The organism is Candidatus Neomarinimicrobiota bacterium (assembly GCA_021157965.1).
GTDB lineage: Bacteria > Fidelibacterota > Fidelibacteria > Fidelibacterales > Fidelibacteraceae > Fidelibacter.
Window position 1 is genome coordinate 56,754 of sequence record JAGGVO010000004.1, and the last position, 25,068, is coordinate 81,821.

22 protein-coding genes and 2 pseudogenes are annotated in these 25,068 nt (G+C 46.6%); 16 read left to right on the plus strand and 8 right to left on the minus strand.

Annotated elements, in window-relative coordinates:
* The first annotated feature begins 81 nt into the window (after nt 1–81).
* On the plus strand, nt 82–1,890 hold the full coding sequence (locus J7K63_00490; GenBank protein ID MCD6233506.1) for a glycoside hydrolase family 9 protein: 1,809 nt from the start codon (nt 82–84) through the stop codon (nt 1,888–1,890).
* Between the two features lie 238 nt (nt 1,891–2,128).
* Here the strand turns inward: J7K63_00490 and J7K63_00495 are convergent, their stop codons facing one another.
* Entirely contained in the window at nt 2,129–3,106 is a 978-nt protein-coding gene (locus J7K63_00495) for an ROK family protein (GenBank protein ID MCD6233507.1), read from the minus strand.
* Nucleotides 3,107–3,443: 337 nt separating this feature from the next.
* On the opposite strand from J7K63_00495, the gene J7K63_00500 reads away from it, so the two are divergent.
* From J7K63_00500 to J7K63_00520, 5 genes are all read left to right on the plus strand, one after another.
* The gene (locus J7K63_00500) at nt 3,444–6,596 is read left to right on the plus strand and encodes a TonB-dependent receptor (protein ID MCD6233508.1); all 3,153 of its coding nucleotides are present in this window, start codon (nt 3,444–3,446) and stop codon (nt 6,594–6,596) included.
* A gap of 15 nt (nt 6,597–6,611) precedes the next feature.
* Nucleotides 6,612–8,762 carry a hypothetical protein gene (locus J7K63_00505; GenBank protein ID MCD6233509.1) on the plus strand — a complete coding sequence of 717 codons (2,151 nt, stop codon included), beginning with the start codon at nt 6,612–6,614 and terminating at the stop codon, nt 8,760–8,762.
* A gap of 16 nt (nt 8,763–8,778) precedes the next feature.
* Nucleotides 8,779–9,813, plus strand: coding sequence for a PorV/PorQ family protein (locus J7K63_00510; GenBank protein MCD6233510.1), 1,035 nt, complete (start codon nt 8,779–8,781; stop codon nt 9,811–9,813).
* A 48-nt stretch (nt 9,814–9,861) separates the two neighbouring features.
* The gene (nagA, locus tag J7K63_00515; protein ID MCD6233511.1) at nt 9,862–10,986 is read left to right on the plus strand and encodes an N-acetylglucosamine-6-phosphate deacetylase; all 1,125 of its coding nucleotides are present in this window, start codon (nt 9,862–9,864) and stop codon (nt 10,984–10,986) included.
* Nucleotides 10,987–11,145: 159 nt separating this feature from the next.
* Nucleotides 11,146–11,424: a carboxymuconolactone decarboxylase family protein gene (locus J7K63_00520; protein ID MCD6233512.1), complete on the plus strand. Its 279-nt coding sequence runs from the start codon at nt 11,146–11,148 to the stop codon at nt 11,422–11,424.
* 65 nt (nt 11,425–11,489) lie between these two features.
* On the opposite strand, the gene J7K63_00525 is transcribed toward J7K63_00520, so the two are convergent.
* A complete protein-coding gene (locus J7K63_00525) occupies nt 11,490–11,918 on the minus strand; it encodes a PhzF family phenazine biosynthesis protein (GenBank protein MCD6233513.1) in 429 nt (142 codons plus the stop codon).
* Here J7K63_00525 and J7K63_00530 point away from each other — a divergent pair.
* From J7K63_00530 to pncA, 6 genes and pseudogenes are all read left to right on the plus strand, one after another.
* Nucleotides 11,906–12,133, plus strand: a complete 228-nt coding sequence (locus tag J7K63_00530; protein MCD6233514.1) for a DUF2007 domain-containing protein — start codon at nt 11,906–11,908, stop codon at nt 12,131–12,133. The two genes, J7K63_00525 and J7K63_00530, sit on opposite strands and share 13 nt — an antisense overlap.
* 58 nt (nt 12,134–12,191) lie before the next feature.
* The gene (locus J7K63_00535) at nt 12,192–12,677 is read left to right on the plus strand and encodes a flavodoxin (protein ID MCD6233515.1); all 486 of its coding nucleotides are present in this window, start codon (nt 12,192–12,194) and stop codon (nt 12,675–12,677) included.
* 36 nt (nt 12,678–12,713) lie between these two features.
* The gene (locus J7K63_00540) at nt 12,714–13,301 is read left to right on the plus strand and encodes a hypothetical protein (GenBank protein MCD6233516.1); all 588 of its coding nucleotides are present in this window, start codon (nt 12,714–12,716) and stop codon (nt 13,299–13,301) included.
* A gap of 56 nt (nt 13,302–13,357) precedes the next feature.
* Complete coding sequence (locus J7K63_00545; GenBank protein ID MCD6233517.1) at nt 13,358–13,888, plus strand: macro domain-containing protein; 531 nt, start codon at nt 13,358–13,360, stop codon at nt 13,886–13,888.
* Nucleotides 13,885–14,450 (plus strand): annotated as a pseudogene (locus J7K63_00550) (hypothetical protein). Before J7K63_00545 ends, J7K63_00550 begins: the two are co-directional and overlap by 4 nt.
* Nucleotides 14,450–15,040: pseudogene (pncA, locus tag J7K63_00555) on the plus strand (bifunctional nicotinamidase/pyrazinamidase). The pseudogenes J7K63_00550 and pncA overlap by 1 nt, the downstream one beginning before the upstream one ends.
* A 36-nt stretch (nt 15,041–15,076) precedes the next feature.
* Here the strand turns inward: pncA and lpxK are convergent.
* The 5 genes from lpxK to J7K63_00580 are packed head-to-tail and all read right to left on the minus strand — an operon-like array spanning nt 15,077 to nt 20,161.
* Nucleotides 15,077–16,027, minus strand: coding sequence for a tetraacyldisaccharide 4'-kinase (gene lpxK, locus J7K63_00560; GenBank protein ID MCD6233518.1), 951 nt, complete (start codon nt 16,025–16,027; stop codon nt 15,077–15,079).
* Nucleotides 16,024–17,181, minus strand: a complete 1,158-nt coding sequence (gene lpxB / locus J7K63_00565) for a lipid-A-disaccharide synthase (GenBank protein MCD6233519.1) — start codon at nt 17,179–17,181, stop codon at nt 16,024–16,026. The genes lpxK and lpxB overlap by 4 nt, the downstream gene beginning before the upstream one ends.
* A 2-nt stretch (nt 17,182–17,183) precedes the next feature.
* Entirely contained in the window at nt 17,184–18,203 is a 1,020-nt protein-coding gene (locus J7K63_00570; GenBank protein MCD6233520.1) for a Gfo/Idh/MocA family oxidoreductase, read from the minus strand.
* Nucleotides 18,204–18,254: 51 nt separating this feature from the next.
* Complete coding sequence (locus J7K63_00575) at nt 18,255–18,767, minus strand: hypothetical protein (protein MCD6233521.1); 513 nt, start codon at nt 18,765–18,767, stop codon at nt 18,255–18,257.
* A 47-nt stretch (nt 18,768–18,814) separates the two neighbouring features.
* On the minus strand, nt 18,815–20,161 hold the full coding sequence (locus J7K63_00580) for an amino acid permease (protein ID MCD6233522.1): 1,347 nt from the start codon (nt 20,159–20,161) through the stop codon (nt 18,815–18,817).
* 61 nt (nt 20,162–20,222) lie between these two features.
* Here J7K63_00580 and alr point away from each other — a divergent pair, with 61 nt between their 5' ends.
* Together alr and J7K63_00590 are read left to right on the plus strand one after the other, a co-directional pair.
* Nucleotides 20,223–22,205, plus strand: a complete 1,983-nt coding sequence (gene alr, locus J7K63_00585) for an alanine racemase (GenBank protein ID MCD6233523.1) — start codon at nt 20,223–20,225, stop codon at nt 22,203–22,205.
* A gap of 66 nt (nt 22,206–22,271) precedes the next feature.
* On the plus strand, nt 22,272–22,511 hold the full coding sequence (locus J7K63_00590; GenBank protein ID MCD6233524.1) for a methyltransferase domain-containing protein: 240 nt from the start codon (nt 22,272–22,274) through the stop codon (nt 22,509–22,511).
* On the opposite strand, the gene J7K63_00595 is transcribed toward J7K63_00590, so the two are convergent.
* The gene (locus J7K63_00595) at nt 22,508–23,071 is read right to left on the minus strand and encodes a manganese efflux pump (GenBank protein ID MCD6233525.1); all 564 of its coding nucleotides are present in this window, start codon (nt 23,069–23,071) and stop codon (nt 22,508–22,510) included. The two genes, J7K63_00590 and J7K63_00595, sit on opposite strands and share 4 nt — an antisense overlap.
* Before the next feature lie 92 nt (nt 23,072–23,163).
* On the opposite strand from J7K63_00595, the gene J7K63_00600 reads away from it, so the two are divergent.
* Nucleotides 23,164–24,408 (plus strand): hypothetical protein, encoded by a 1,245-nt coding sequence (locus tag J7K63_00600; GenBank protein ID MCD6233526.1) that lies wholly within the window; start codon nt 23,164–23,166, stop codon nt 24,406–24,408.
* 1 nt (nt 24,409) lies between these two features.
* A partial coding sequence (locus J7K63_00605) for an SOS response-associated peptidase (protein ID MCD6233527.1) occupies nt 24,410–25,068 on the plus strand: 659 nt, incomplete at its 3' end.

Here is a 25,068-nt window from a genome sequence, read left to right on the forward strand (position 1 = left end):
TAATGATTTTCCATCGTCCTGAAACGGGTTCAGTGCTATTTGAGCCATTTCGTAAATAATGTTAAAAAAAGAGGGTTTCTCATGAAACGCATATTACATCTTTCTTTGATGCTTGCCATATTTCTGGTGAGCCTGAAGGGGGCTTCAGGGCCTGAGGTTTATTTTCGGATTAATCAACTGGGATATCATGCGGAAGGGTTAAAGACTGCCATCCTCTTTTCGAAAGAAGATTTGTCGGGGCGGGCGGTGGAAATCAAAACGAAAAAGCTTTTTCAGAAAACAGTATTAAAAAGACAAGTAACGGAAAATAAAGGGGCTTTTGGACAATTTCCTTTTCATTACAGAATAGATTTTTCCACGCTGCAGGAACCGGGAGAATATTGGATTGAACTGGCAGGGACGGATATTCGCTCCCATACATTTTCCATAAAGGAATCGGGGATCTATTCAGAAGCCCGTGAAAAGATGCTGGGATATATCCGACAGCAGCGATGCGGGTATAATCCTTTTCTGGATGAAGTCTGCCACACAAAAGACGGGCGGACTGCCTACGGTCCTATGTCGGACGGGACCTTTGTTTATGTCTTTGGCGGCTGGCACGACGCGGCAGACCTTTTGCAGTACATGATGACCAGCGGCAATACGATTGGCAGACTCTTACTGGCCTATAGTGAAACAGAGGTCCGGTTTAATGATAAGGTAAACGCTTTGGGACAGCCTTTTCCGAACGGTATTCCGGATATACTTGATGAAGCGAAGTGGGGGTTGGACTGGATGCTGAGAATGCACCCCGAACCGGATCAACTTTTTCATCAGATTGCCGATGACCGGGATCATATCGGTTTTAAGTATCCATACAAGGATTCATCGGATTACGGGTGGGGACCCGAGAGTTACCGGGTTGTCTATTATGCCACCGGCAAGCCCCAGGGACTGGGGAGATTTATCAATACTTCCACGGGACTGGCAAATTTAGCAGGCCGGTATGCTGCTGTTATGGCCAGGGCGGCCCGTATCTGGAAAGAAGACCTGAATCAGCCGGGGCAGGCTGAGATATTTTTAAAAGCCGGAAAAGAAGTCTACCTCATGGGGCAAAAACAACCCGGCAGCCAGGAAGGAGTACCCCATAAGGCCGGCTATCGCTATCATGAAAGCACATGGGCCGACGATATGGAATGGGGCGCTGCAGAATTGTACCTGACAACCGGGGATTCCACTTATCTTGAAGAAGCGAAGAATTATGCCCTGCAGGCGGGAACCGACTCCTGGTTTGGAAAGGATACAGCCCGGCATTATGAATACTACCCATTCATGAATGTGGGCCATTATGTGCTTCACGGATGTGTTGATGAGGGTTTTCAGGATATTCTGGAGGATTTTTACCGCAAAGAACTAAGTGCGGTTCATAAGCGTGCGGAAATGTACCCCTGGAATGTGGGACACCCATTTATCTGGTGCTCCAATAATCTGGCCTCAGCATTGGTTGTTGAATCCATCCTGTATGAACGGATGACCGGTGACACACGGTTTCGTCAACTGGCGGCCGATACACGGGACTGGATATTCGGGAAAAATCCCTGGGGGGTGAGTCAGGTGATTGATGTAGGAATTGTCACGCCACAGAATGCACATGGTTCCATGTTAAGCCTGGAAGGAATTAAAACACCGGGCGGACTCCTGGATGGACCTCTCTATTTATCTACCCATAAATTGCATCACGCATATATCCAAATACCGGATGAGGAGCCCTATAAAGACTTTCAGAGTAAGATAGTGGTATACCATGACCTGATTGGGGATTATGCCACGAACGAACCGACTCTTGACGGAACGGCTGAAGCATTATTCATGATCTGCCTCTCGGATGAGGGAGGCGGAGTGAGGGAATGATGGAGAAAGGGGGAGACGGTGAGTTGAGGAGAAAGATTGCACCGGATTTAAGTCCGGAGAGATAAGAGTACGAAAGCACGAAGAGATAAAAACACAATATATTAAAAATAATATAAACTTGCATTTGATTGCGGTCGGGATTATTTTATCCCCGGGGGGATATACGTATAAACATCTTCCTATATAGTGAGATAAGAATTTTATAAATGCCTGTGTTCTAACCCAACCCGCAACCCTCTCAACGTTTTAACGTCTCATCTTCCATACTCTCAATAAATGCCAGTCGGGCGGCACCGATAAGGCTTCCTGACCCGCCCAGGGTAGTCGGTTCCAGACTGACACTTTTCAGGCAGTAAGGTTGGGACCATTTGGCCATTTCCTCCCGGATGCGGCTGATAAACTGGGTAGCTGGCCCAAAAAGGCTCCCACCGATGATGACTTTCTCAGGGTTCAGCAGACTGATCATATTGGCAATTGCCATTCCCCAGAACTGTATAGCCTGGTTTATGATGCTGATGGCTATAGTATCCCGTTCCTTGTAGGCATTGAAAACATCCTGCATATTGAATTGTTCACCTTTGGATAAAAGGACTCCTTCATAGCCTGGAGCATTGTTGATGAGATCTTTGGCAATTTTCACGAGTCCGTTCCCCGAGGCATGATATTCGAGGAATCCCCTTGTCCGGTATTCGGGATGAAAAGAAGGAGACAGGGCAGTCCACCCTGCGGCCCCGGCAATATGATCATTGCCCCGGAGGATTTGTCCGTCCACGAGCAATCCGGCATAAATGCCGGCACCAATGTGCAGGTAAACCAGGTTTTTGATGCCCTTGGCATTCCCCTGCCAGGTTTCCCCTAAGATGCAACAACATCGGTCCGCCATAATGTGAATGGAAGTTTTTGGAGGAAAAAGGTCAATCAACTTTTCCCGAATAGGAAATTTGCGCCATCCGGGAATATTGGGTGCCCAGATTTCTCCGCTAACATCATTATAGATACCGGGGACCGAGATACCGGCATAACGGATTGCAATTCCGGCTTCCCTGGCCTGCTCATAAACAATAGCAATCTGATCCCCGATGCAAGACAAAACCTGAAGTCCTGTCCGTTCGGAATAATGCTTTTTCCGCCTGAAATACCATTTCCCCTCTTTGTTGACAACAGAGACGGATACGGCATCTGAACGGATGTCCACAGCCAAAACATGGTCAATCATGATCAATCCTGAATTTGTGCGTCAAGGTAGGACTTAACAGCGAATTAATCAATTATTATTTATGAAGAGAACCGTGGATATCCGACATGGAAAAAATAATTCAACGGCTTTTAAAATTAGCTGTTGACACAATGGGGAAATCCAAGTATCTTAAATAAGATCAGCTTCAATCCTTTTGTTGCCGGTCACAATTCAAAAAAATCCAACTAAACACACAGATAGTACCGGAAAACGCAACTTTGCTGTCTGGAAATGTTTCAGGGCCATTATCATGTAACTGAAGATTGCATGAGATGTGATCATTGACAATAAATAATCAATGAGAATTGGAGTATGTATGAAACGTAAAAGTCGTAGTACAGTGTACCTGTTTCTGTTTGGTATCTTCCTTGCCGGTATTTTACATGCCGCATCGGGTAAGATAACAGGCAGGGTGTATGACAGACAGACGGGTGAACCCTTGCCGGGCGTCAATGTGATAATAACCCATCAGGAACTCAATGATAAGATGGTTCCACTGGATGATGTTCTCGGAGCAGCATCAGGGGAAGATGGCATCTATTTTATCCTGAATGTCCCCCCCGGGACCTATACGATTTCGGCCCGAATGGTCGGGTATACCGAATTGAAAAAAGAGGGTGTCCGGGTAAATATGGACAGGACCATCACGGTTGATTTTCCTCTGGACCAGACGGTTCTGGAAATGCAATCGGTAACGGTCATGGCCGAGAGGGACGTGGTCCGGGCTGATGTGGCTTCCAGTCAGGAAATTGTGGATGCCGACAGGATTGACGCCATGCCGGTCATGCGGATGGATGAATTTATCGGCAGTATGAAAGGAATTGAATTGGTTGCCGGTGATGAAGGAACCGGCCTGAGTATTCGGGGTGGTGATATTCGCGAGACAGATGTTCAGATTGACGGCATCAGTTCCCGGGATCCCCGGTCCGGTAATGCCTATCTCGCCATTAACGCCTCTTCTGTGGAGGAAATGCAGGTGATGACCGGGGGATTTGAGGCTAAATACGGTGGTTTCCGAAGCGGACTCGTAAATATTGTGACGAAAGATGGCTCGCGGGAACGCTATTCCTTTGCCGGGAATTTTAATTACACCCCGGCAGGCCAAAAACGTTACTTTGGTCAAAACCCGTGGGATGAGGATTTTCTGATTTACCGGATTTTTGCCGATACAACTGAAAACGGATGGGCGTATATCGGTACACGGAATGACACCAGTGGACTCATCCCCAATGAATTTCAATCCTTCAGAGGTTGGGATAACACCCGGGAAGGACGAGCTAATTATGAGATTATCGGATTGGATGCCAAACTGACACCGGAACAAAAACGTCAGTTGTGGCTTCTCCAGCATCCGACCAATGAAATTTACAACAAGCCGGACTTCTATATGGAAGGAACCTTAACCGGACCTGTCCCGGGTGCCTGGATTCCTTTTCTGGGAGAAATTTTTGAACGGTCAACGTTTATGCTGGCCGGAAAATATGAACAATCCCAGTTTGCTTATCCTTTAGGTCCCCGGGATGCATACCGGGACTGGAACACTCATCTCAAAATTACTACCCGGTTGACGGAAAAAACGAAAATCTCTGTGAATGCCATGTATGCGCGGGTGGAAAGTAACAGCAGCAGCAGACCATCTACAGCCGGCGGCGTGCTGCAGGATAATACTCTCAGATATGGTTTTCTTAATAACAATAACCAGTCCACGTATCAACAGGCCCGGATTCTGGGTGGCAATCTGGAGAATATGTTTAACCGGAGTCGTCTGATGTATATTGATCAGGACTGGTTCCTCGGTGGTTTTAAAATCAACCATACCCTCTCTCCCCGGGCTTTCTTTACTCTCGAAGCCCAGGCTACCTATCAGGACCACAATGTGTACAGTATGAGTGCCGATACCTCTCTGAACAAATCCTGGGTTAAACTGGATTCGGGACTGTATATCCTGAATTATCCCAAAATCGGTACTCCTTATGCTTCCACAAACTGGGGTAAAGATATTACGGACTATTTCTGGATTTATGGCGGCTTGCAGAATGTGGATTCGTCTTATTCCGTCAACTCATCGTTAAAAGGTGATCTGAAAGTACAAATCGGCAGAAACCATGAGGTGGAAACAGGGTTCGTTTTCAACTATACCCATTCTAAAGTCTATGCCGGAACCTGGCTCCAGTCTAAAAAAATGTTTACTCCGGATACCTGGCAGTACTATACCATTAATCCCATTGAAGCAGCCTTGTATATTCAGGATAAAATGGAATTTGAGGGACTGATCGCCATGATCGGACTCAGGGGGGATTATTTTAACCCCATGCGAAAATCCTATAAACTCTCCCATCCCTTTGATTCCCATTATGCTGCATTTTATAACCTTGTGTATGAATATATCCCCGGCGATTGGGGCTCCTTTGAACGATGGAAAGTCTTCAGGGATATGCTGGAAGAACCGCCCGGATGGCCTACAAAGGGTGTGGAATCTCAGTTCAAACTCTCTCCACGCCTGGGCGTTTCTTACCCCATTGCCGTGGGCAGCAAAATGTACTTCAATTACGGACATTTTTATCAAAGACCGTCCTACTCTTTCCTCTATAATCAATCCATTGCCGTGGACTATGCCAACATTCCTTCACCCGGACTCCCCTTTGGTAAAACGGTGTCCTATGAATTTGGATACGAACAGCAGCTCTTACGACAGTACCTTTTCAATATTGTTCTCTATTACAAAGATGTGAAAAATGATCCGTTACCCCGGACATATGTGAACTACTGGGAAGATTATGCCATCACCAAATATTTTCCTGATGCCTTTTCCGATGTCAGAGGAATTGAACTCCGTTTTGAAAAGAATTACGGGAAATGGTTTACCTTCTGGGCTAATTTGGATTATATGCTGAAAAGCTGGGGACAAAGTGGTTTACGTTATGTCTATGAAAACCAGGTGACGGCTGGTGAGGCAAGCCGAACAGCCAATATTTCCACAGTGGAATCCTATCCCAAGGCGGATATCAGTCTGACATTTCATTCTCCGGAAAAATTCGGTTTCCCCATGATGGGTATTTATCCCCTGGGCGGATGGCATCTGAATTTCCGCGGAAACTGGGATGATCGCGGAGAAATTGTTATCAAGCAGGATATGGTTACAGGTGAACAGTTTAAGGCGGATGTGGTGGATTATACCAATGTAGACACCAAACTGACCAAAGATATCAATATTAACGGATTGACCTGCGAAATTGGTGTGACGGTCTTTAATCTGCTTAATCAGAAACGCCTCTATATCGGCGGCATGAATACAGCCCAGTATTCCCGGTATCAGGAATCTCTCAAATTTCCCTTTGAAGAGGGAGAAGAACACGGCGATGATAAATGGGGCGAATGGGATAAGGATCATATCGACACCGGCTGGTTCGATGCACCTATATTCCTGAATCCCCGCCGGATTGTGGCTAATATTTCATTCAGTTTTTAAATAATCGGGGGTCATATGAAACACATATTTATAAAGTATACCTATTCTTTCCTTTCCCTGCTCCTGGTATTGCTTTTTCTGGCACCTGATCTGAATGCCCAGAAAAATTTTACCGGACCTCCCATGTTCATCAATGTCAATAAGATCAACCTGACGATGAACAAGGTGAATGGGGAGGGACAGTTTACAAATCAGTATAGCTGGATGCTGACCGGCACCGGCCCGGAACAGACGGAGGAATGGTACTATCCTGCGGATAACTGGCATTCCCAGATGTTGTACCAGATATTTAATCCTGTCTGTCCTGACGATAACGGCTTTACCGATGAGACGGGTCAGCATAAAATCATTCCCTACAAATGCGTGAATAAGGGAAAAAATGACTACTCCTGGGAGAAAAGGCGCTACCGGACCCCTTATGTAACTGTCGATGGTGTCCGCCAGAATCAGGATTACACATGGGATGTGGATCCGGATTTAAATGCCGATATTGTGGCTGAATGGGAGGATATCCTGAGAGCCTACGGCATTCGGAGTAAAGTGCAGGTCTATGCATTCAGTAATCCCAATCATCAGGACTACATCATCTACAAGGCCACGTATAAATTCACCGGCGAAACCATGCGACCCATTGAGAATCCTGACTCTTCCGATTTCTTTCCATCGCAATCCGTGCGTTTATGGTGGCCCATATCTTTTAGTTTCGGCCCAAGCAAAGCCGGCGAGTATATGGCCCATTCCTATTTTGCGTATGAGGGGGAAGATGATCTGGACAGCTGGTTTGCCACTCCTGTGACTCTTGCTTCCGATGCACCCCGGGATACCCTGAAAATAGCCTATTACTGGGATGCCAAAACGCCGGGTGGAGAGGTTTATAAAAACAAATCCAATCCGGATAGTGTCATTACGTTAAGTGCCGATGATACAGGTGATCCGGATCGGGAAACCGGTTATCTCCATTCCCCGCAGATTCCGGGATATGCTCTGCTTTATTCCTCAAAAAACACCTTCGATATGACGGCTGACGATGTGTCTCAACCCTATGCCATACCCCATGCGGATATTGTGAACGACTTATGGGGCAGAGGCGATCCGGGAATCCGGGATACCTACATTGGAGAAGACAATCGGGGCCGGTTCCCACTCGATCCCATCACCGAGGGATTTATTGCAGCTTCAGGAAAACAAAAAGGTCCCATGCGCTTTATCACCATTGGTCCCTATGACCTCACACTGGATCATGAACAGGGTATTCAGGATTCTATCTGTGCCGTGTATGCCGTTGGTGTCGGTTCCCTTTCCCGGGAAGCTGCTGATTCCGTGGGAAGGGCCTGGTTTAACGGTGAAATCACGGATGCAGAAAAAGAAGCGGCAATTCTTACCGGTAAGGATTCTCTGGCTAAAGTCATGAACCGGGCATATTGGGCTTATAAAAATGGTTTGAATGTCCCGGATCCGCCACCTCCGCCCGATTTGGAAGTGACCAGTGACGCAGACCAGGTGATTGTTGAATGGTCTTATCCGGATGCAAGTTACTATAACGACCCGGACACGGGTGTGGACGACTGGTATGCCTGGCGGGTCTATCGCAAGCGGGGTGAAGCAACTGTCGGTGCTCCCTCTGAATTGGTTTCCAAGGAAAATTGGGAGCTGATTTATGAAACCAAGGACCGGAATGAAACGCAGTATATCGATACAGATGTTACTCGGGGTGTTTCCTACTATTATGCGGTAACGGCAATGGATGATGGAAGCCAGAACACTTTCGGGCTTTATCCCGGCCAGAAATTGGAAAGTTCACGTTATGTAAACCGTTCACAACTTCCGGCACGGCCCTTCAAAGCCGGATTGGCCACATCGAAAGAGGTTCGTGTGGTTCCCAATCCCTATTCTGTGGATGCCGGTATTCTCAATTTCCCCGGCGAAAGCAATCAGCTGATGTTTGCAAGACTACCCTATAAATGTACATTAACAGTTTATACGGAAACCGGTGACGAAGTTACACACTTTGACCATATCGGGACCGATCAACTTATCTGGAATCAGAGAACGAGTACCAATCAGTACATTAGTACGGGGATTTATATCCTTGCCGTCACGGATGCTGAAGATGTGGATGGAAATAAACTGGATGACCAGTTCGTCAAATTTGTGGTTATCCGATAAAAGGACAGGTGAAACGATGAAAAAAAGAAATATATGTCATTTATGGCTCACAATGTTGATCCTGGCCGGATTGCTGTCACCGGCGTCTTTGGCAGGCGTGGAGAAAAAAGCGCAGGTGGGATTCCGGTTCCTGGAAAATCCCGTGTCCGCTGCGGCCCTGGGACGGGGCGATAACGGAGTCCTCGGACTCACCGGTGCAGACGGTGTTTATTCCAATCCCTCGGCCATAGCCTGGATGCCCGGAAGGGCCGATGTCACTCTTTCCCGGACCACCTGGATTGCAGATATGGGATATAGTTCTGTCAGTGCCGCCCTGAGAGGTCCCATGAATATGATCTTTGGTGTGGATTATATGTCCATGGATTACGGTGATTTTCACGGGACTCGCAGAGCTGAGAATGATGATGGGTTTGTGGAAACTGGGGTTTTTTCACCTTCTGCCTGGGTTGCGGGACTCACCCTTTCTCAACGGGTCAGCGACAGGTTTTCCTATGGATTGCGCATCAAATATGCTTACCAGGATTACGGGACCGCCCAAATTGCGACAGAGGGTAGAAATTTGTCAGATACGACCCTCGTCATTATTGATCGGGATTATAACCAGGGGGCACCGGCCATTGATATCGGTACAACCTACGCGTTCGGTTTTTATGGGATACGTTTCGGTGCCGTCATCCAGAATTTTTCCCGGGAAATTCAAATTGAACGGGAAAAATTTCCCATGCCTTTCCGGGTTAGTTTCAGTGCAGATATGAATCTGATGACACTCCTTGCCCCGGATATGGTGGATGCCCATACCCTGCGCTTTGGAGTTGAATCCCTCCATCCCCGGGATTTTAAGGAACGGATCAAGTTTGGAATGGAATATGCCCTGCATAAAAGCTTTTTCGTTCGATCCGGATATCTTATAAATTATGATGAACGGGGACTCACTGCCGGCATCGGTATCAGAACCTCCCTGGGCAAAACCCATTTTGTTTTTGATTATGGATTTCAGGAGTTCGGAAATTTCGGGGATGTCCATGCTTTCAGTGCCGGTTTCGGTTTTTAAGAACCCCTGAGAGATGTATATCATTCCGATCATCATACAGAAAGGGTTATGATGCTTATACGAAATGTCCGCGTTTTTTATGAGGAAAATCCGGTTCATGTCCGGCTGGAATCCGGTATGGTTATGGATGTATATCCAGCTGATCCGGCTGAGAAAGAGGGTATGGACGGTGGCGGACATTTCCTTGTTCCTGGATTCACGGACCTTCATGTCCATGGCGCCGGCGGAGCAGATTTTAGTTGCGGGGAAGCGGAGAAACTGATTCAGGCAGATTTCATGCTGACCCGCCTGGGGACCACATCGTATCTTGCTACAACTTTTTACCTCCCGGATGGTCCGAACAATCATCTTCAAGTCCTCCGAGATCTGTTTGATTCCGGCCGGTGCCCCGGCATGAAAGGGATTCATCTGGAGGGGCCTTTTATCTCGCCGGAAAAGCGAGGGGGAATCCAGCCGGACCGGATTGCTCCCTATCAGAAAAATATCCTCGAAGATATTATGAAAACGTGCGGAAATGCCCTGAAAATGATGACAATCGCACCGGAAATTGATAAGACGGAATCCCTGATCAGGGAATTGAAATCCCGGGATGTAATCACCTCTTTGGGTCATTCCAATGCTACTGCCGAAGAAACACGGCAGGCATTGGAATTAGGTGTCGATCATGTGACCCATATATGCAATGCCATGCGTCCCATTCATCACAGGGAAACAGGGCCCATTCCGGAAATTGTGAATTCCCGTGCCTCGGTGCAAATCATTTCCGATGGTGTGCATCTGTCACCCCGGATGGTCAGATTCCTTGCTTCCCTTCTGGGTTATTCACGATGTGTATGCATTACAGACGGGATGCTGAGTACAGGTCTTCCGGATGGGGAGTATGTGTATCAGGGCAAGGCATTCCGGGCTCAAAATGGAGAAGCCCGCGATGTCCTCGACCACGGACTTATCGGGACCAGCCTGAGTGTTCTGGACATAGCAGCCCGCTTTATGCGGTATACGGGTTGTACGTTGGAAGAAGCTGTGCGGTCGGTTACCGAAAATCCCTGCCGGGTTCTGGGAACTCACCCTTTTCATGATTATGTTCAAACCGGGGCTGTGGCCGATCTTCTTCTCGTCGACCAGAATCTGAACCTCCACCATGTATGGAAAAATGGCAATCTTGTTAAGTAGCACCTGACAGATGTTGAGAAATAATTATTTGTAACGTTTTTTGTGGTATCTGTCTTAATTATAAACAAATGAGGTAAAATTATGGTACACAGTTATCCGGAACTAAATGAACAAGTTCGTAAGCTCATGGAAAAATACGGAAAAGAGAGCCCTAAAGTGATGCAGGCTTTTGTACAGCTTCATGAATCAAGCTTTGCTGAAGGGGCTCTGAGTACGAAGATTAAAGAGTTGATAGCCCTGGCTATTGGTATCAGCGTGCGTTGTGACGGATGTATATCCTACCATGTCCACGATGCCCTGGAAGCAGGTGCCAGCCGTGAAGAGATTGTGGAAACGATCGGTGTGGCGATTCTCATGGGTGGCGGCCCGGCTATCGTGTATGGCTCGCAAGCGCTTAAAGCCCTGAATGAGTTTGAGGAAAAGGGCCTCAATGTCTGAAAGGAATAAATATAACAAATGAAAAAGGGGGATTATGATCCCCCTTTTTTTATTCTGTTTCTTTTTTATATTGAAATGATTCTTTTACCGAAGGGAATGACTTGTCCACCTACGCGGATGTTTATCTGTGGGCTTTTAGAACTCTCTGTCCTGACATGAATTTCCGATGGACGGTTCAGGGCATCTTCCTGGCGGAATACCATGTAATTTGGGTTCGGGGACCCATACTTTACAAGGTAAGCACCCAATGCACCGCTTGCAGTCCCTGCGGCAGATTCCTCCGGGATGCATGCACCCGGTGCACAATTCCGGCAATATACAGTGTATTTATTATCTCCCGGGAGACGAGAATAATCCGCAGTGCCTTTCGGGGTATGAAAAAAATGTCCTCGAAAACACCCGGAACTTACGCTAAATTCAAATAACGACTGTGAGGTATTTTCAGATGATAAAAGATCAAATGGACAGTGATTCCGGCAACATGATTTCCATATACCGTTTTACCAATGAGATCGAAGCACAGATTCTGGATGATGTGTTGAATAAGGAGGGTATTCCACACCGGATCCGCTCTTTTCATGATTCGGCATACGATGGGATGTTTCAGATGCAAATGGGGTGGGGGCAGTTAGAGGCACCGGAGTCCTATAAAAAGCGGATCCGTGAACTGGCTGGACAGGTTTTAAGCCAGGATTCAGATAAGGTGTAAGGATCTTACGTCAAAATCTGTTTAACAGTCAGGAATATGTGAATTCAGGAGATGATGTATGAAAATTCTCATTATTTACGCCACGACCCATGGGACAACGGCAAAAGCCGTGGATTTGTTAACCCGTCACCTGGAAAACCATGAAGTCCGCTCTGTGAATATCAAAAAGGAAACACCGCCGGATCCTGAAAACGTTGATGTCATCATTGTAGGAGGATCCATCCATGCCGGCCGGATTCAGGGGAGAATCAAAAAATATCTTGCCCAATATCAATCTGTGATTCTACAAAAGAAGCTTGGATTGTTTATCTGCTGTATGGAGAAAGACCACAAGGCCCGGGATGAATTTGAAGCTGTGTATCCCGAGACACTGAAAAAACATGCCATCGCTCACGGTTGTTTCGGAGGGGAATTCCTCATGGATAAAATGAATTTTCTCCAGCGGGTAATTATCAAAAAAATTTCAGGTGTGGATAAAACTGTTTCTCAAATTGATTTTGAAGCAATTCAGAATTTTGCGGAGAGGATAAAAAAAGATATCTGATTTTATCAATTCGTAAATAGTTTAAAGGGCTTTGAGATGATAAAAAAATTTATGGTTATTATATTTTTTATTCAGATATTGCCTGGTTCTCTTTTGGGAATGAATAAAAAAGATGCGATTACTTCTGTTAATAAAGATTCGTTGGATAAAAAAAGATATGGTGTAGAAATAAACATGGCGGGTCTTTTAATGTCTACAACCGGCGACATCTGGATAACTGGGACATTTACACGTTTTAATGTAACAAATTTTCTTGAAATAGCATTTCCTTATCAATATATAAATGAAACAGAAACAAAATATCAAGCTGTCATTTTTGACATACAACCCCGTTTTTACCTGCAAGAGAAACAGGAAGGTATCTATCTAAGTGTCAATTTCCGGTATGCCAATGAGTATGGTAAAGGACAATTATCCAATCGCATGCGAAGCATCAACAGATATGGACCGGCTTTTGGCGTGGGAGCCCGTTATTTTTCTGAGTATGGCCTTTATTGGGGGTGGAGTTTTTATGTTGGGATTTATGTGTTTGATAGCTATGAAGAGCTGGAGAAGGATGAAATTGGTTTAACCCGTGATCGTTATGGAAATATTGAATTGTTAAAATTCGGATTCTACTTTTAATACAAACTTTCTTAAGAGTGAAATGTGTTTGCCCTACATTAAAACCGAGGTGACTTATAAAGAAAATTATAAATCATGTGATCATAGAAATTTTTCAGGGAAATATAGCCGCTCAAAAAGATATAGATGCTGTTGTTAATGCAGCCAATGCCCGATTGATACCGGGAGGTGGTGTGGCAGGAGCTATTCACCGTGCCGCGGGGCCAAAGCTTGCAGAGGCTTGCAAACCATTTGTTCCAATCCTGCCGGGGGAAGCCGTCATAACACCAGCCTTCAACCTTCCGAATAAGTTTGTGATCCATTGTCTTGGACCGGTATACGGTGCGGATAAACCGGAGGATGAACTGCTTTCACGATGTTACCTGAATGCTTTAAAACGGGGAGAAGAAAAGCACATCCGTTCCATTGCCTTTCCGGCTATTTCTACAGGAGTTTTTGGTTATCCTATCGATGATGCTGCAGACGTAGTTCTACATTGTATAAAACAATCGCTCCATGGTTTACACAGCATTCGGCTGATTCGCTTTGTGCTTTTTAGTCCGGGCGATCTGCACATTTATAAGGAGAAAGCAAGGGATATTTTATGATACACTATTCCGGAAGCTATACAGATTTATATGAACTGACCATGGCCCACTCTTTTATCCAGAGTTATTCCGATGAACTGACAGCCTTTCGGGAATATGCCCGTTGTCACCCCAAAAATTGTATCCTTTTGCTGGATACCTATGATACCCTGAAAAGCGGACTGCCCCATGCCATTCAGTTGGCGAAAGAGATGGAAAAGCGAGGAGAACGGCTGAAGGGCATTCGCCTGGATAGTGGCGATCTGGCCTGGCTGTCCAAAGCATGTCGTAAACGCCTGGATGCTGTCGGACTGGATTATGTGCAGATTGCTGTTTCCAACCAGCTGGATGAAATCATCGTGAAAAGTCTGGTCGAACAGGATGCTCCGGTGGATTTACTGGGAATCGGAACCAGCCTGGTCACAGGAGCTCCGGATGCTGCCCTGGATGGTGTATACAAATTAACCGGTTACCCGGTGAATACAAGCGCTTTGTCAATCCCCACATCTATAAAATCGGCATCAGTGATTCTCTGAAAGAAATCCGGGATACTTTGATACACACGACTGAGGGAGGAAGATGATGAAAACTCTGTTGATCGTAGATCCCCAAAATGATTTTATGCCGGGAGGCGCCCTGGAAGTCCCCGAGGGTGACCGGATTATTCCGGTGATCAATACCATGATTGAATCGTATGAAACCGTTGTGGTCACACAGGACTGACATCCCTGGAATCACATCAGTTTTGCGTCACATCACAAGGATAAAAAACCCTTCGAAACGATTAATCTGGATGGATTGGAGCAAATTCTCTGGCCGGACCATTGTGTGCAGGGGACGAAAGGCGCGGATTTCCATCCAAACCTGAATATGAATGCCGTGTCAGCAGTGATTCGCAAAGGAACGGATCCGGGTATTGACAGCTACAGCGGTTTTTATGACAACGGGCGCCTTAAGCGCACCGGACTAACAGGTTATCTCAGGGAAAAGGGATGCCGGGAACTCCATGTTTGCGGGTTGGCTGCGGATATCTGTGTGGCATACACCATCCGGGATGCTTTGGAAGAAGGATTTTCCGTTTCCCTTATCCTTCAGGCGGTGAAAGCCCTGGATGATAATCAATTTCTCGTTATCCGGAAGGAATTGAAAAAAAAAGGTGTACACTTTATCTAAATTAATTATTTCACTCTTATCGCATTCCGAAAGAGACTATTTGAGCTTGAACTGATTCATGATAAGTTTATCCACCGGGATGTCCGGAACGATATCCATGATAACCAGATGAACATCGTGTGTCTTTAAAAATGATTCCGGCAGTTTTACGGCATCCTTTTGGGTTGTAACAAAGGTTTCACATCCTGTACGGATCAGCCGTTTGAGCTTTGCCGGATTATAGTTGACATGATCCCTGAAAGGGATAAATATGCGGGGATGGATATTCAGCATTTGGAGTGTTTCTTGAAAACGGTCCGGCCCGGCAATACCGCAGAAAGCACAGATAGAGCCTGTCTGCCGGATTGGTTTATCCAGAGAATAGGTCAGCGTGTAGGGAATTACGGCTGCCTGTGAGGATAAAAATTCCGTTACTTTTTGAGATGCTCCGTCTTCCAGAAATATGAAATCTGCTTTCTTTAGGCGGCTCAAAGAATCCCTCAGATCCCCAAAAGGGAAATAGGAGGCCTTCATTCCTTTAAAATTTTTCTTGAAGATGAGGATATCCAGATCATGATGCAGACGGCGGTGCTGAAATCCATCATCCAAAACAATCACACGGGGTTGATATCTTTGTTCAAGAAACCGGGCGCCGTCATAGCGGTCCTGACTCACAACAACCGGGATATGGGGCAAAAGGCTTTTCAACATGACCGGTTCATCTCCGAACTGTTTTGCATCCTTGGAAAGATTACCGGACAGGTGCACTTCATGCACACCCCTGGATTGTCTGCCATAACCACGGCTGAGAATGGCCGGTGATACTCCCTGGGATATCAATAGCTTGGCGATAAAGTGTGTCAAAGGCGATTTGCCGGCACCTCCCAGTGTCAGGCTCCCGGTGGACAGGATGGGTGTGTCAACTCGCTTGATCTCTTTTTTTCCTGAATCAAAAGCCCTGTGACGCCTGCAGATGTATGCTTCGGCCAATCTGCTATAGAAGTTCATGACCGGATATCCTGCATTATGAGCTCCACAATTTTATCGCTGCCGTGTTTTACCCGGAGTTGATGGATTTGTTTTTCTATCTGCACCCGTTTGATGGTTCGCTGGGAAAAGGTCAGCATTTGTGCCTGTATTTCCCGGGCCAGGCGTTCAGCCGTAAATTCATGTTGCAAAAGCTCCGGCACGAGTGGTTGACCGGCCAGGATATTAATCATTCCGATGAAACGCATCTTTGTCAGTCGCCGTCCCAAATGATATGTGAGTCCTGCCGCCTTGTAAAAAATAACCATAGGCTTGTTGTGAATGGCTGCCTGCAGACTGGCGGTTCCGGAACAGACGGCAATGACGCTGGAATTGGCCATCAATTTGTTTACATCGCCGGTGTAGACGGGAATGTGAAAATCACGGCACAGATTCTGCCAGAAACTGTCATCAATGGAGGACGCTTTAGATATGACAAACTGCCATGTGGGAAATTTTTTCTTGAGGATTTCCACTGCGTCCTTCAGTATGGGAATATGCCGGATCAGCTCCTGTTTTCGACTCCCAGGAAGGATGCTGATGATAGGGAGTGTGGGATCTACCGGCAGATTTAAGCTTTCCAATGGAGGATATTGGGCGGACAAAATCCGGTTTGCCAAGGGGTGCCCGACAAAGGTTGTTTTTATGCCGAATTGACTGAAATAGCGTTCCTCAAATGGGAAAATGGTAAAAAGATGGGTCACGTACTTTTTGATTTGTTTGTTTCGTTTTGCTTTCCAGGCCCAGGTTTGGGGGGCGATATAGTAGAAAACCGGAATTTTTCGTCTATGGGCCCATTTGGCGATTTTCAGATTAAATCCGGGGTAGTCAATCAGAAGGATACCGTCAGGTTTTCGCGTCCGGATGGTTTTTTTGACGGTTTTGAACATGGTACGGATAAAGGGAATATTTATAAGGATTTCATAAAACCCCATGAATCCCGTGTCCCTGGAGTGAAATAAAAGTTCCGTTCCAGCAGCGGCAATCTGATTTCCGCCGATACCAAAGACTGAACACCCGGGACAGGCTTTTTTCAGGGCACGAATAATACGTGAACCGGGTTCGTCGGCGGAATGATCCCCTGCAATGATACAAAAAGAACGGATGTTTTCATGGGCTTTGGAGTGTGCGGTCATATCTACCGGTCGGAAGAGTATTTATTATAATGGGCCATTACAGCATTTTGAATGTCTATGGCCAGTTTGAGTGCCTGATAGCCATCCATCCCGCTCACGACCGGGGGTGTGCCTTCCGCGCAGGTTCGGGCAAATTCCCTGAGTTCCGTCTGAAGGGCGTTTTCTTTATCGGCTGTCAGTTTTTGGTAACGGAAGCCTTTTTCAAAATCTTTGGGAATATTCACCATAATCCGTTCGCTGTCTTTGGCAATCGTTTTTGAGCTCTCTTCAAGCTGATATAAATCGGCACTCTGGCTCATAAAGTCGATAGAGGCATATCCGCTGGGTTGGAAGAAACGCATTTTTCGCATCTTTTTTGGAGATATCCGGCTCGAGGTGAGATTGGCAACAGTACCATTTTCAAATTCCACACGGGCATTGACGATGTCGGTCCGGGGGGATAATACAGGCGATCCGGAAGCACGAATCCCCGAGACGGGACTCCGGACGATGTGAAGCAGGATATCAATATCATGGATCAGCAATTCCATCACAACCGGTACATCCGTTCCCCGGAACGGATTGAACTGTCCCAGACGGTGAGATTCAATGAAGACCGGTTTCAGGTGAAAAGATTTCAGCACTTTCCTGAAGATGGGATTAAATCGTTCAATGAATCCCACGGTTAAAAATGGCCCTTTATCAGGATTTGTGAGAGAAATGAGTTCTTCGGCCTGAGCCAGTGTCTCGGTGAAGGGTTTTTCCACAAAGGCGTGTTTACCGGCAAGCAGTGCTTTTTTAGCAATTTCGTAATGGGATATGGTCGGTACCACGATATCTGCCAGATCACACAAATCGATCAGTTCGTCGTGAGTATAGGAAGGGATATGATATTTTTTTGGAATCTCTTTTTGTTTTTGGGGATCGATATCGCAGAAGCCAACCACCGTGACTTCGGGGATGGCCAGCCAGTTTTCCAGGTGATAGGTGCCGAATTTCCCGACGCCAAAAACGCCTACTCGTATTTTTTGTGTTGGTTTCACGACCGGAATTTATGATAAAGGCAGCTTAAAACAAATTTGAAAAGCGTCGGTTCAGGGAAGGCGACCTATGGCAGATTTAAGATTGTCAGTCTGATAACTTTGAAAGGGGACGAATTTTTCCACAAAAGTCCCGTCCGGCTGATAGATTACAATCCCCGGGCCGGATGTCAGGATGCCGGGTACCCTCTCGAGAAGACTGGCATACACATTGAATACATCCATATAGAGGGGAGCAGAAAGCTTGCGGGATTTCTTGAATGAGTTCAGAACTTCAGCATCCTGATCCACGGCGATATAGAAAAACTTCCGTTTTGGGGTGTTGGTTTCTTTGATAAGATCATTGATTTTGTCAAACCAGGATTCAAGGGTGGGATCATCGGTCCTGAAAAAAATAAGAATCGCTCCATACCGGGGTGCGTTCGGGCGGAGAAGGCGGGGTTCGCCTACGTAATCCCGCAGATGGATATTTTTATTTTCCAGCGTTCTGACAACCACATCCGGCATTTGGGCAAAGGCTGTGGTGGTGAGCAGAAGCAGTAGTAGTGTTGTTATCTTTTTATGCATTGTTTTAAAATGGCTACAAACAAATTTACAATCATGCATCCGGGAGATCAAATGGTTTCGGCTTTCCTTTTTTGGCGGCTATGGAAATAGGCATACACCGGAGCGCCTGTCAGAATGAGACATGCAGCCGCCAGAATGCCGCTGATGGGATAGGCTTTGAAGGTCCCATATAACAGAAGCAGTTGAAAAAGAACGGACAAAGCAGCCATGATTTGCCATGCCGGTGCATGATAAGACGGGTGGTAATCCTCCTTTTGTTTCAACCAGAAAATGGAAGCATACACAAGAAGATTCTGGAGAATGTAAGAAAGGGTAAAATAGCCAAGTAAGTTGCCGATGCCGCCGGGTGTAAAAATAAGAAGGATGGCTATGGACGACTGGAGGAGAATGGACATGTAAGGCGTACCGAATCGGGGGTGGAGTTTTCCGAAAACACTGAAAAAAAGTTTATCTTTAGCCATAGCGTATTGAATTCTCGGCTGGACCATGATACAGGCATTGGTCGCTCCCACCATAGAGATAAAGGCGGCAATGGCCAGAAATCCTCCTGCAAAGGCGGCAAAAAAGGGCAGGTACCGGAATGGATTGGCAAATCCCCCCGAGATGGCAACCAACACCTCGTGGGGCACAATGGCGCCGGTGGCAAAGGCAACGGCTGTATACGTAAGGGTAACGAAGATGGTGCTTCCCAAAAGGGCTTTGGGAAGGGTTTTTCGGGGATTTTTGATTTCACCGGCCATGTAGAGGATATTTGGAAAACCGGCATAACTCCAGATTGTAGCCGAAACCCCGCCGGCCAGGAGAGAAAACCAACCCATGGTCTCACCCTTTGTAAATCCCTCAGGATAGAAAAAGAGCGTGTCTGAATTCAGAAAACCCAGTCCGATAAAAGCCAACAGGATAAGGGGGGAGATTTTCAAGACTGTCAAAACCAGCTGGAGCCGACCACCCTGGCGGACACTTTTAATATGGACCAGCGTAAGAACGATAACAATCAGAATGGCAAAAATACGTGTCCAGATAGAATCTGTGAGGACGGGGAAAAAAATATCCAGTGCGGCAACGGATGCCATGGACAGGATAGTAATGGAAGGCGTATCACTGGTCCAGAAGACGGTCCAGACATATAAAAAGGCGAGAAACGGACTCCCGGCTTTCTGAAGGTACAGATATCCAAATCCCTGTTTCGGATAGGCTGTGCCCATTTCACTGAGGATAAAAATTTGAGGAAGCCAGATGAGTCCGCCGATAAACCAGGCCAGAACAGCCAGCAGGGGGCTTCCTGTAGCCCGTTGAACAATGGGAAGGTTGATGAAAACCCCCGACCCGATGACGGTCCCGATGATGATGCTTAAAACATGACTCATGCTGAGTTCTCGCCGGATTTGTGTCATACATCCATCTTATTGACAGGGTTATCAGAATTTAACGGAATTTGAGGCAGATAAATCGTAATTGCAATATGTGATTTTTCTGACAGGGACATCTTTCTACCTTTTTTGTGCACTGGATGGCAAGAGCTGTGTAAATTTCGTCATGAACGGGACCAAAACTGAACGAAGCTGGATTGAAATTTCCCTGGATCATTTTATCCATAACCTCAGTGAGCTCCGGCGTTTTATGCCGGAAAAAGCGTCCTTTATGCAGATTGTAAAGGCCGATGCTTACGGACATGGTGCCGTGGAGATTGCCCGGGAAGCCATCCGGCAGGGGGCCGCGATGCTGGGTGTGGCCAATGCTGATGAGGGCAGACTTTTGAGAGTTCAGGGAATTCAGGTTCCGATACTGATTTTATCGCCCTCTTTGATGGAAGAAATTCCGGTTATCCTGAAATATGATTTGACCCCAACCATCGGTGACCTTCACTTCGGTCAGATTTTGGGACGTGTAACCCGTGAAAAAGGAAAAATTCTCCCTTTTCATGTGAATGTGGATACAGGTATGGGGCGCAGCGGGGTTCGTTATGAAAAGGCAGAAACACTTATCCGGGAGCTGATTCACATCAAAGGACTTTGTTTTAACGGACTTTTCACTCATTATGCATCCAGTGAAAACGACCCCGAATATTCGGCATATCAACTGAATAAATTCAAGAAATTGCTGAAAAAAATCCCTGAACATCCGCCATGGATTCATATCGCCAACAGTGCCGGACTGGTGAATTGTCCGGATGATATAAGTAATTTGTTCCGGCTTGGGCTTTTATCCTATGGGATTTACACCGATACATCCCTTTGCGAAAAGATCAGTCTTAAACCGGTGATGACCTTCAAGAGCCGTGTATCATCCGTAAACCGGGTTGAAAAGGGAGAATCTGTCGGTTACAACCGGACCTATATTGCCCAACAAGAAACTCCCTATGCCATTGTCCCCATAGGATACGCCGACGGCTATGATTATCTGTTATCCAACAGGGGAACCCTTCTGATTCATCAGGTACCATGCCCTGTGATTGGAAAAGTCAGCATGGATATGACGGCTGTGGATATTTCTTCCGTACCGGAGGAGGTCCGGCCGGGGGACGAAGTCGTTGTTTTCGGAGATGAACACCCCGGAGTCCGGGTGGAAACCCTGTGCAAATCCTATCACGGATCTCCTTATGAACTTTTGTGCCAGACTGGACGCAGAGCCCGGCGCTTTTATTTAAAGGACGGTGATATCATTGAAGCGCGTCCCCTTGCCCGGCGTGAATTCATTTCCAGTGACTACGAACCTGAGGAATTATCGCGGGTTATTGAATCGGCTATCGGGGAAAAGACGGGAAACCGGGATATTGCCCGGCTGATTTTTGATACGGTTTTGCAACGTCTTTTCCGGGAAGAATCCCGCCCCCTCTTTCACCGGAACCGTTTCTACCACCGCCTTCGTTTTTCCCAACCCTTGGAAAAAAGTCTCGCCGGAGAATATTTCCAGATCGATACGGAGCTCTCTTTCAGAAAACAACTGGAACGTGACTATTTTATCATTGCCTGTGCCGGAAATGAAAGGGAACTGGAAGCTTATTTCCGCAGGGATGACGTGGAATACCGCTGGCTTTTGGACGGGTCGCTCCGGCCAGACGACCAGAGCTTTACTGTCACCTCGGTCCGGGTGGATGATCTGGATCTGATATACCAAAGCAAAGGTTCCGGGACCTGTCTGGAACTTACCTGTACCCATGAAGAACTGCATAGACTGGTAGGAAAACAGGTCCGTTTTACCATCAATACACGAACCTATTATCCGAAATCATCCCATCAGCTGACGGTTTATGTTACCGGACTTACCCGGGGAGCAGAAATTTCAGTAGATTTTGATGGAGTTGTTCCGTCCATGGATGTAATTCCTTTTTTTCCTGCAGGTCAGCCGGAGATTCACCGTAAAAAGGGAACGATCCGCCTGATTACACCTGAAGAGGAATGGTTGCTGCCGGGAAGCGGAGTGGTTTTTGCCTTCTGAAAATTCCCCAAAAAAATTGGACAACCTTTATCCCTGATTCCGGTCCATTCTCCCGGAAGGCGTGTGATGATAAATTTAAAAGAAATTCATGGCGACCGGATTCTGGATATCGCCTGCGGCGGCGGACATACAGCCGTGGAACTGTGTGGTGAACTGAAAAGCCGGGACCATGTGACGGGAATCGATATCCGGTGCAGGCTCAGGGAAGAATTCTTAAAGAAATTTCCTGAGAAAAAAGCCACTTTTATTGCAGGTGATGTGCGAAAAACTCCGGCAGATTGCTACGGCTCATCATTCGTTACTTAAATCTTAACCATGTGCTCTATTAATATATGAAGACCAATCCCAATCAGAATCACGCCCCCGACAACATCGGCCCACCGGCTAAAATGACATCCAACGCGGTAGCCGATAAATACCCCCAGAAAAGAGAGGATGAAGGTGGTTATCCCAATCATCAGCACGGCTGTCAGCAGGTGTATATCCAGCAAGGCAAAGCTGATACCTACAGCCAGAGCATCTATGCTGGTGGCAACGGCAAGAATTAAAAGGGTACGGGTTTCAAAATGATCGGTTTTTTCCCCCTCCGGAATCTCATGAAAAGCTTCCCGAATCATTTTTAAACCGATAAAAACCAGCAGTCCGAAAGCAATCCAGTGATCCACATGCTCAATATAGGATTTGAATCCAAACGCGGCAAAGTAACCGATAACCGGCATGCCGGCCTGAAAAAAACCGAAAAATGTCGCCATCTTCAGAGATTTTCCCAAGTGGTGTTTCTCAAGATTCAAACCTCCTGACACAGATACGGCCAGGGCGTCCATAGCGAGTCCGACAGCAATAACAAACAAAGAAAAAAGTGACATTCCGTCTCCTTGTTCCGGACGGAATCTAAAAGAAAATGATGAGAACTCAAAGTTTAGTGACTTCCTTGTATGTCTTCTATAAATTATCTTATATGACACACTTCAAGAATCACCTTTTTGTTTTTTTTCTGCTGATTTTTTGCCATTTTCCTCCGGCATGGAGTGAAACGAGGGTCAAAATCCAGGGGAATGGCCCTTGCGGAGCGGTTGTAACCCTTTTCAGGCAGGACACAATTGTCGGCAGGCAAAGAATTCAGGATGACGGAAGGTATCTTTTTTACATTGTCGATGGTCCGGGACGGAAATTTCTCACCTGTAACCGGGTTGGCTATAAAAGTACCGGAAGAATCGGCATACCATCCGGCAATGTGAGTTCCGACTTCTACCTCTCTCCAATAAAACAACAGCGGAAAACAGTGAGTGCGTGGATCAGTACACCGGTTTTTAAGGAAGGAATCGAAAGTTTTACAAACTATGTTTATCTATTCACACACATATCACCTATGGCGTACCGGATTGTAGAAAACGGGAGTATTCACTGGAATCCGGACCGGGAGGTTCGCTCTGTTCAGAAAATATCCTATAAATATTCCATCGCCATATATCCTTCTCTGGGAGCAGATTACAGATCCTCCATTGTCCGGGATATGATTCTCAATCCGGATATCCGTGATGAGCAAATCCATCGTATTGCCCAGCAAATGTTATGGTTTGGCTTTGAAGGGGTGGATTTGGATTTTGAAGGGATTAATCCGGCTGAACGGGACGATTTTACTACCTTTGTCCGCTTATTGGCAGACACGCTCCATTCATACGGACTTGGCCTGTCGGTGACCCTCCAACCGAAACTTCAAACCGGTGGCGGACAGGATTATCGAGCCATCGGGGAAGCAGCGGATCTTGTCCGGATCATGTGTTATGATAATCATTGGGGAAAACCCGTTCCACCTTATCATTCGGACTATACCTGGGTCCGGAACGTCATGCGCTTTGCTACGAGTGATTCTGGAGGCATACCGCCTGAAAAGCTTGTGATGGCCCTGCCTTTGTATGGTCACCGGGGTAAGGTGGATGGGGAACATGCTCTTTTCTGGACTGAAGTGGTGGATATTCTGAAAGCGGCCGGACTGCCGGAATCCCATGTCCAAAGAAATGCATATAATCAGCCCTTTTTCTACATTCAGGGGGAAGCGGTGTATTTTGAAGATGGTCTCAGCGTGCGGAAAAAACTGGACATCGCCGATGAACTGGGTTTGCAGGGTGTTTGTTTCTGGCGATTGGGACAGGAGGATCCACAGATCTACCGTTTTATGGAAGACTGGCTCAAAGGAGAGTAAAATGTGCGGCCGCTTTGCCCTGGCATTTACAAAGGATGTGATTGTTGAGGAACTGAACGGGGGGGAGTGGTTTGAGTATCGTTATCCCCTGACATTGCCCCGCTATAATGTAGCACCCATGCAATTTGCACCTGTTTTATGGAAAGAGGAGAAGCGGATTCTCCTTGATGCTTTCCGGTGGGGATTCATTCCAAAATGGGCAAAGGATGAGAGTTTTGCATCCCGCATGATCAATGCCCGAATCGAAACCCTAAGGGATAAACCGGCTTACCGTCATCTTATTGCCCATAACCGGTGTGTGGTGCTGAGCAGCGGTTATTTTGAATGGCAACGGATTGGTTCAGGAAAACAACCGTGGTACATTTATCCCACAGAGAGATCTGTTTTGCCCCTGGCCGGTCTTTGGGATGTATGGAATACTGCGGATATGTCCCCTTTGTATACTTTCACCATTATCACAACCGATGCCCGGAATGATTTGACCCGTATTCACAACCGCATGCCTGCTTTGCTGAAGACCGGACAAATTCAGTCCTGGATCGAAGGAAAACTTCTCCCCGACGCCCTTAAAATACCGGATGTAAAAATCTGCCTTCACCCGGTTTCAACGATTGTGAACTCACCTCAACACGATATTCCCACGTGTATTCAGAGGGTAGA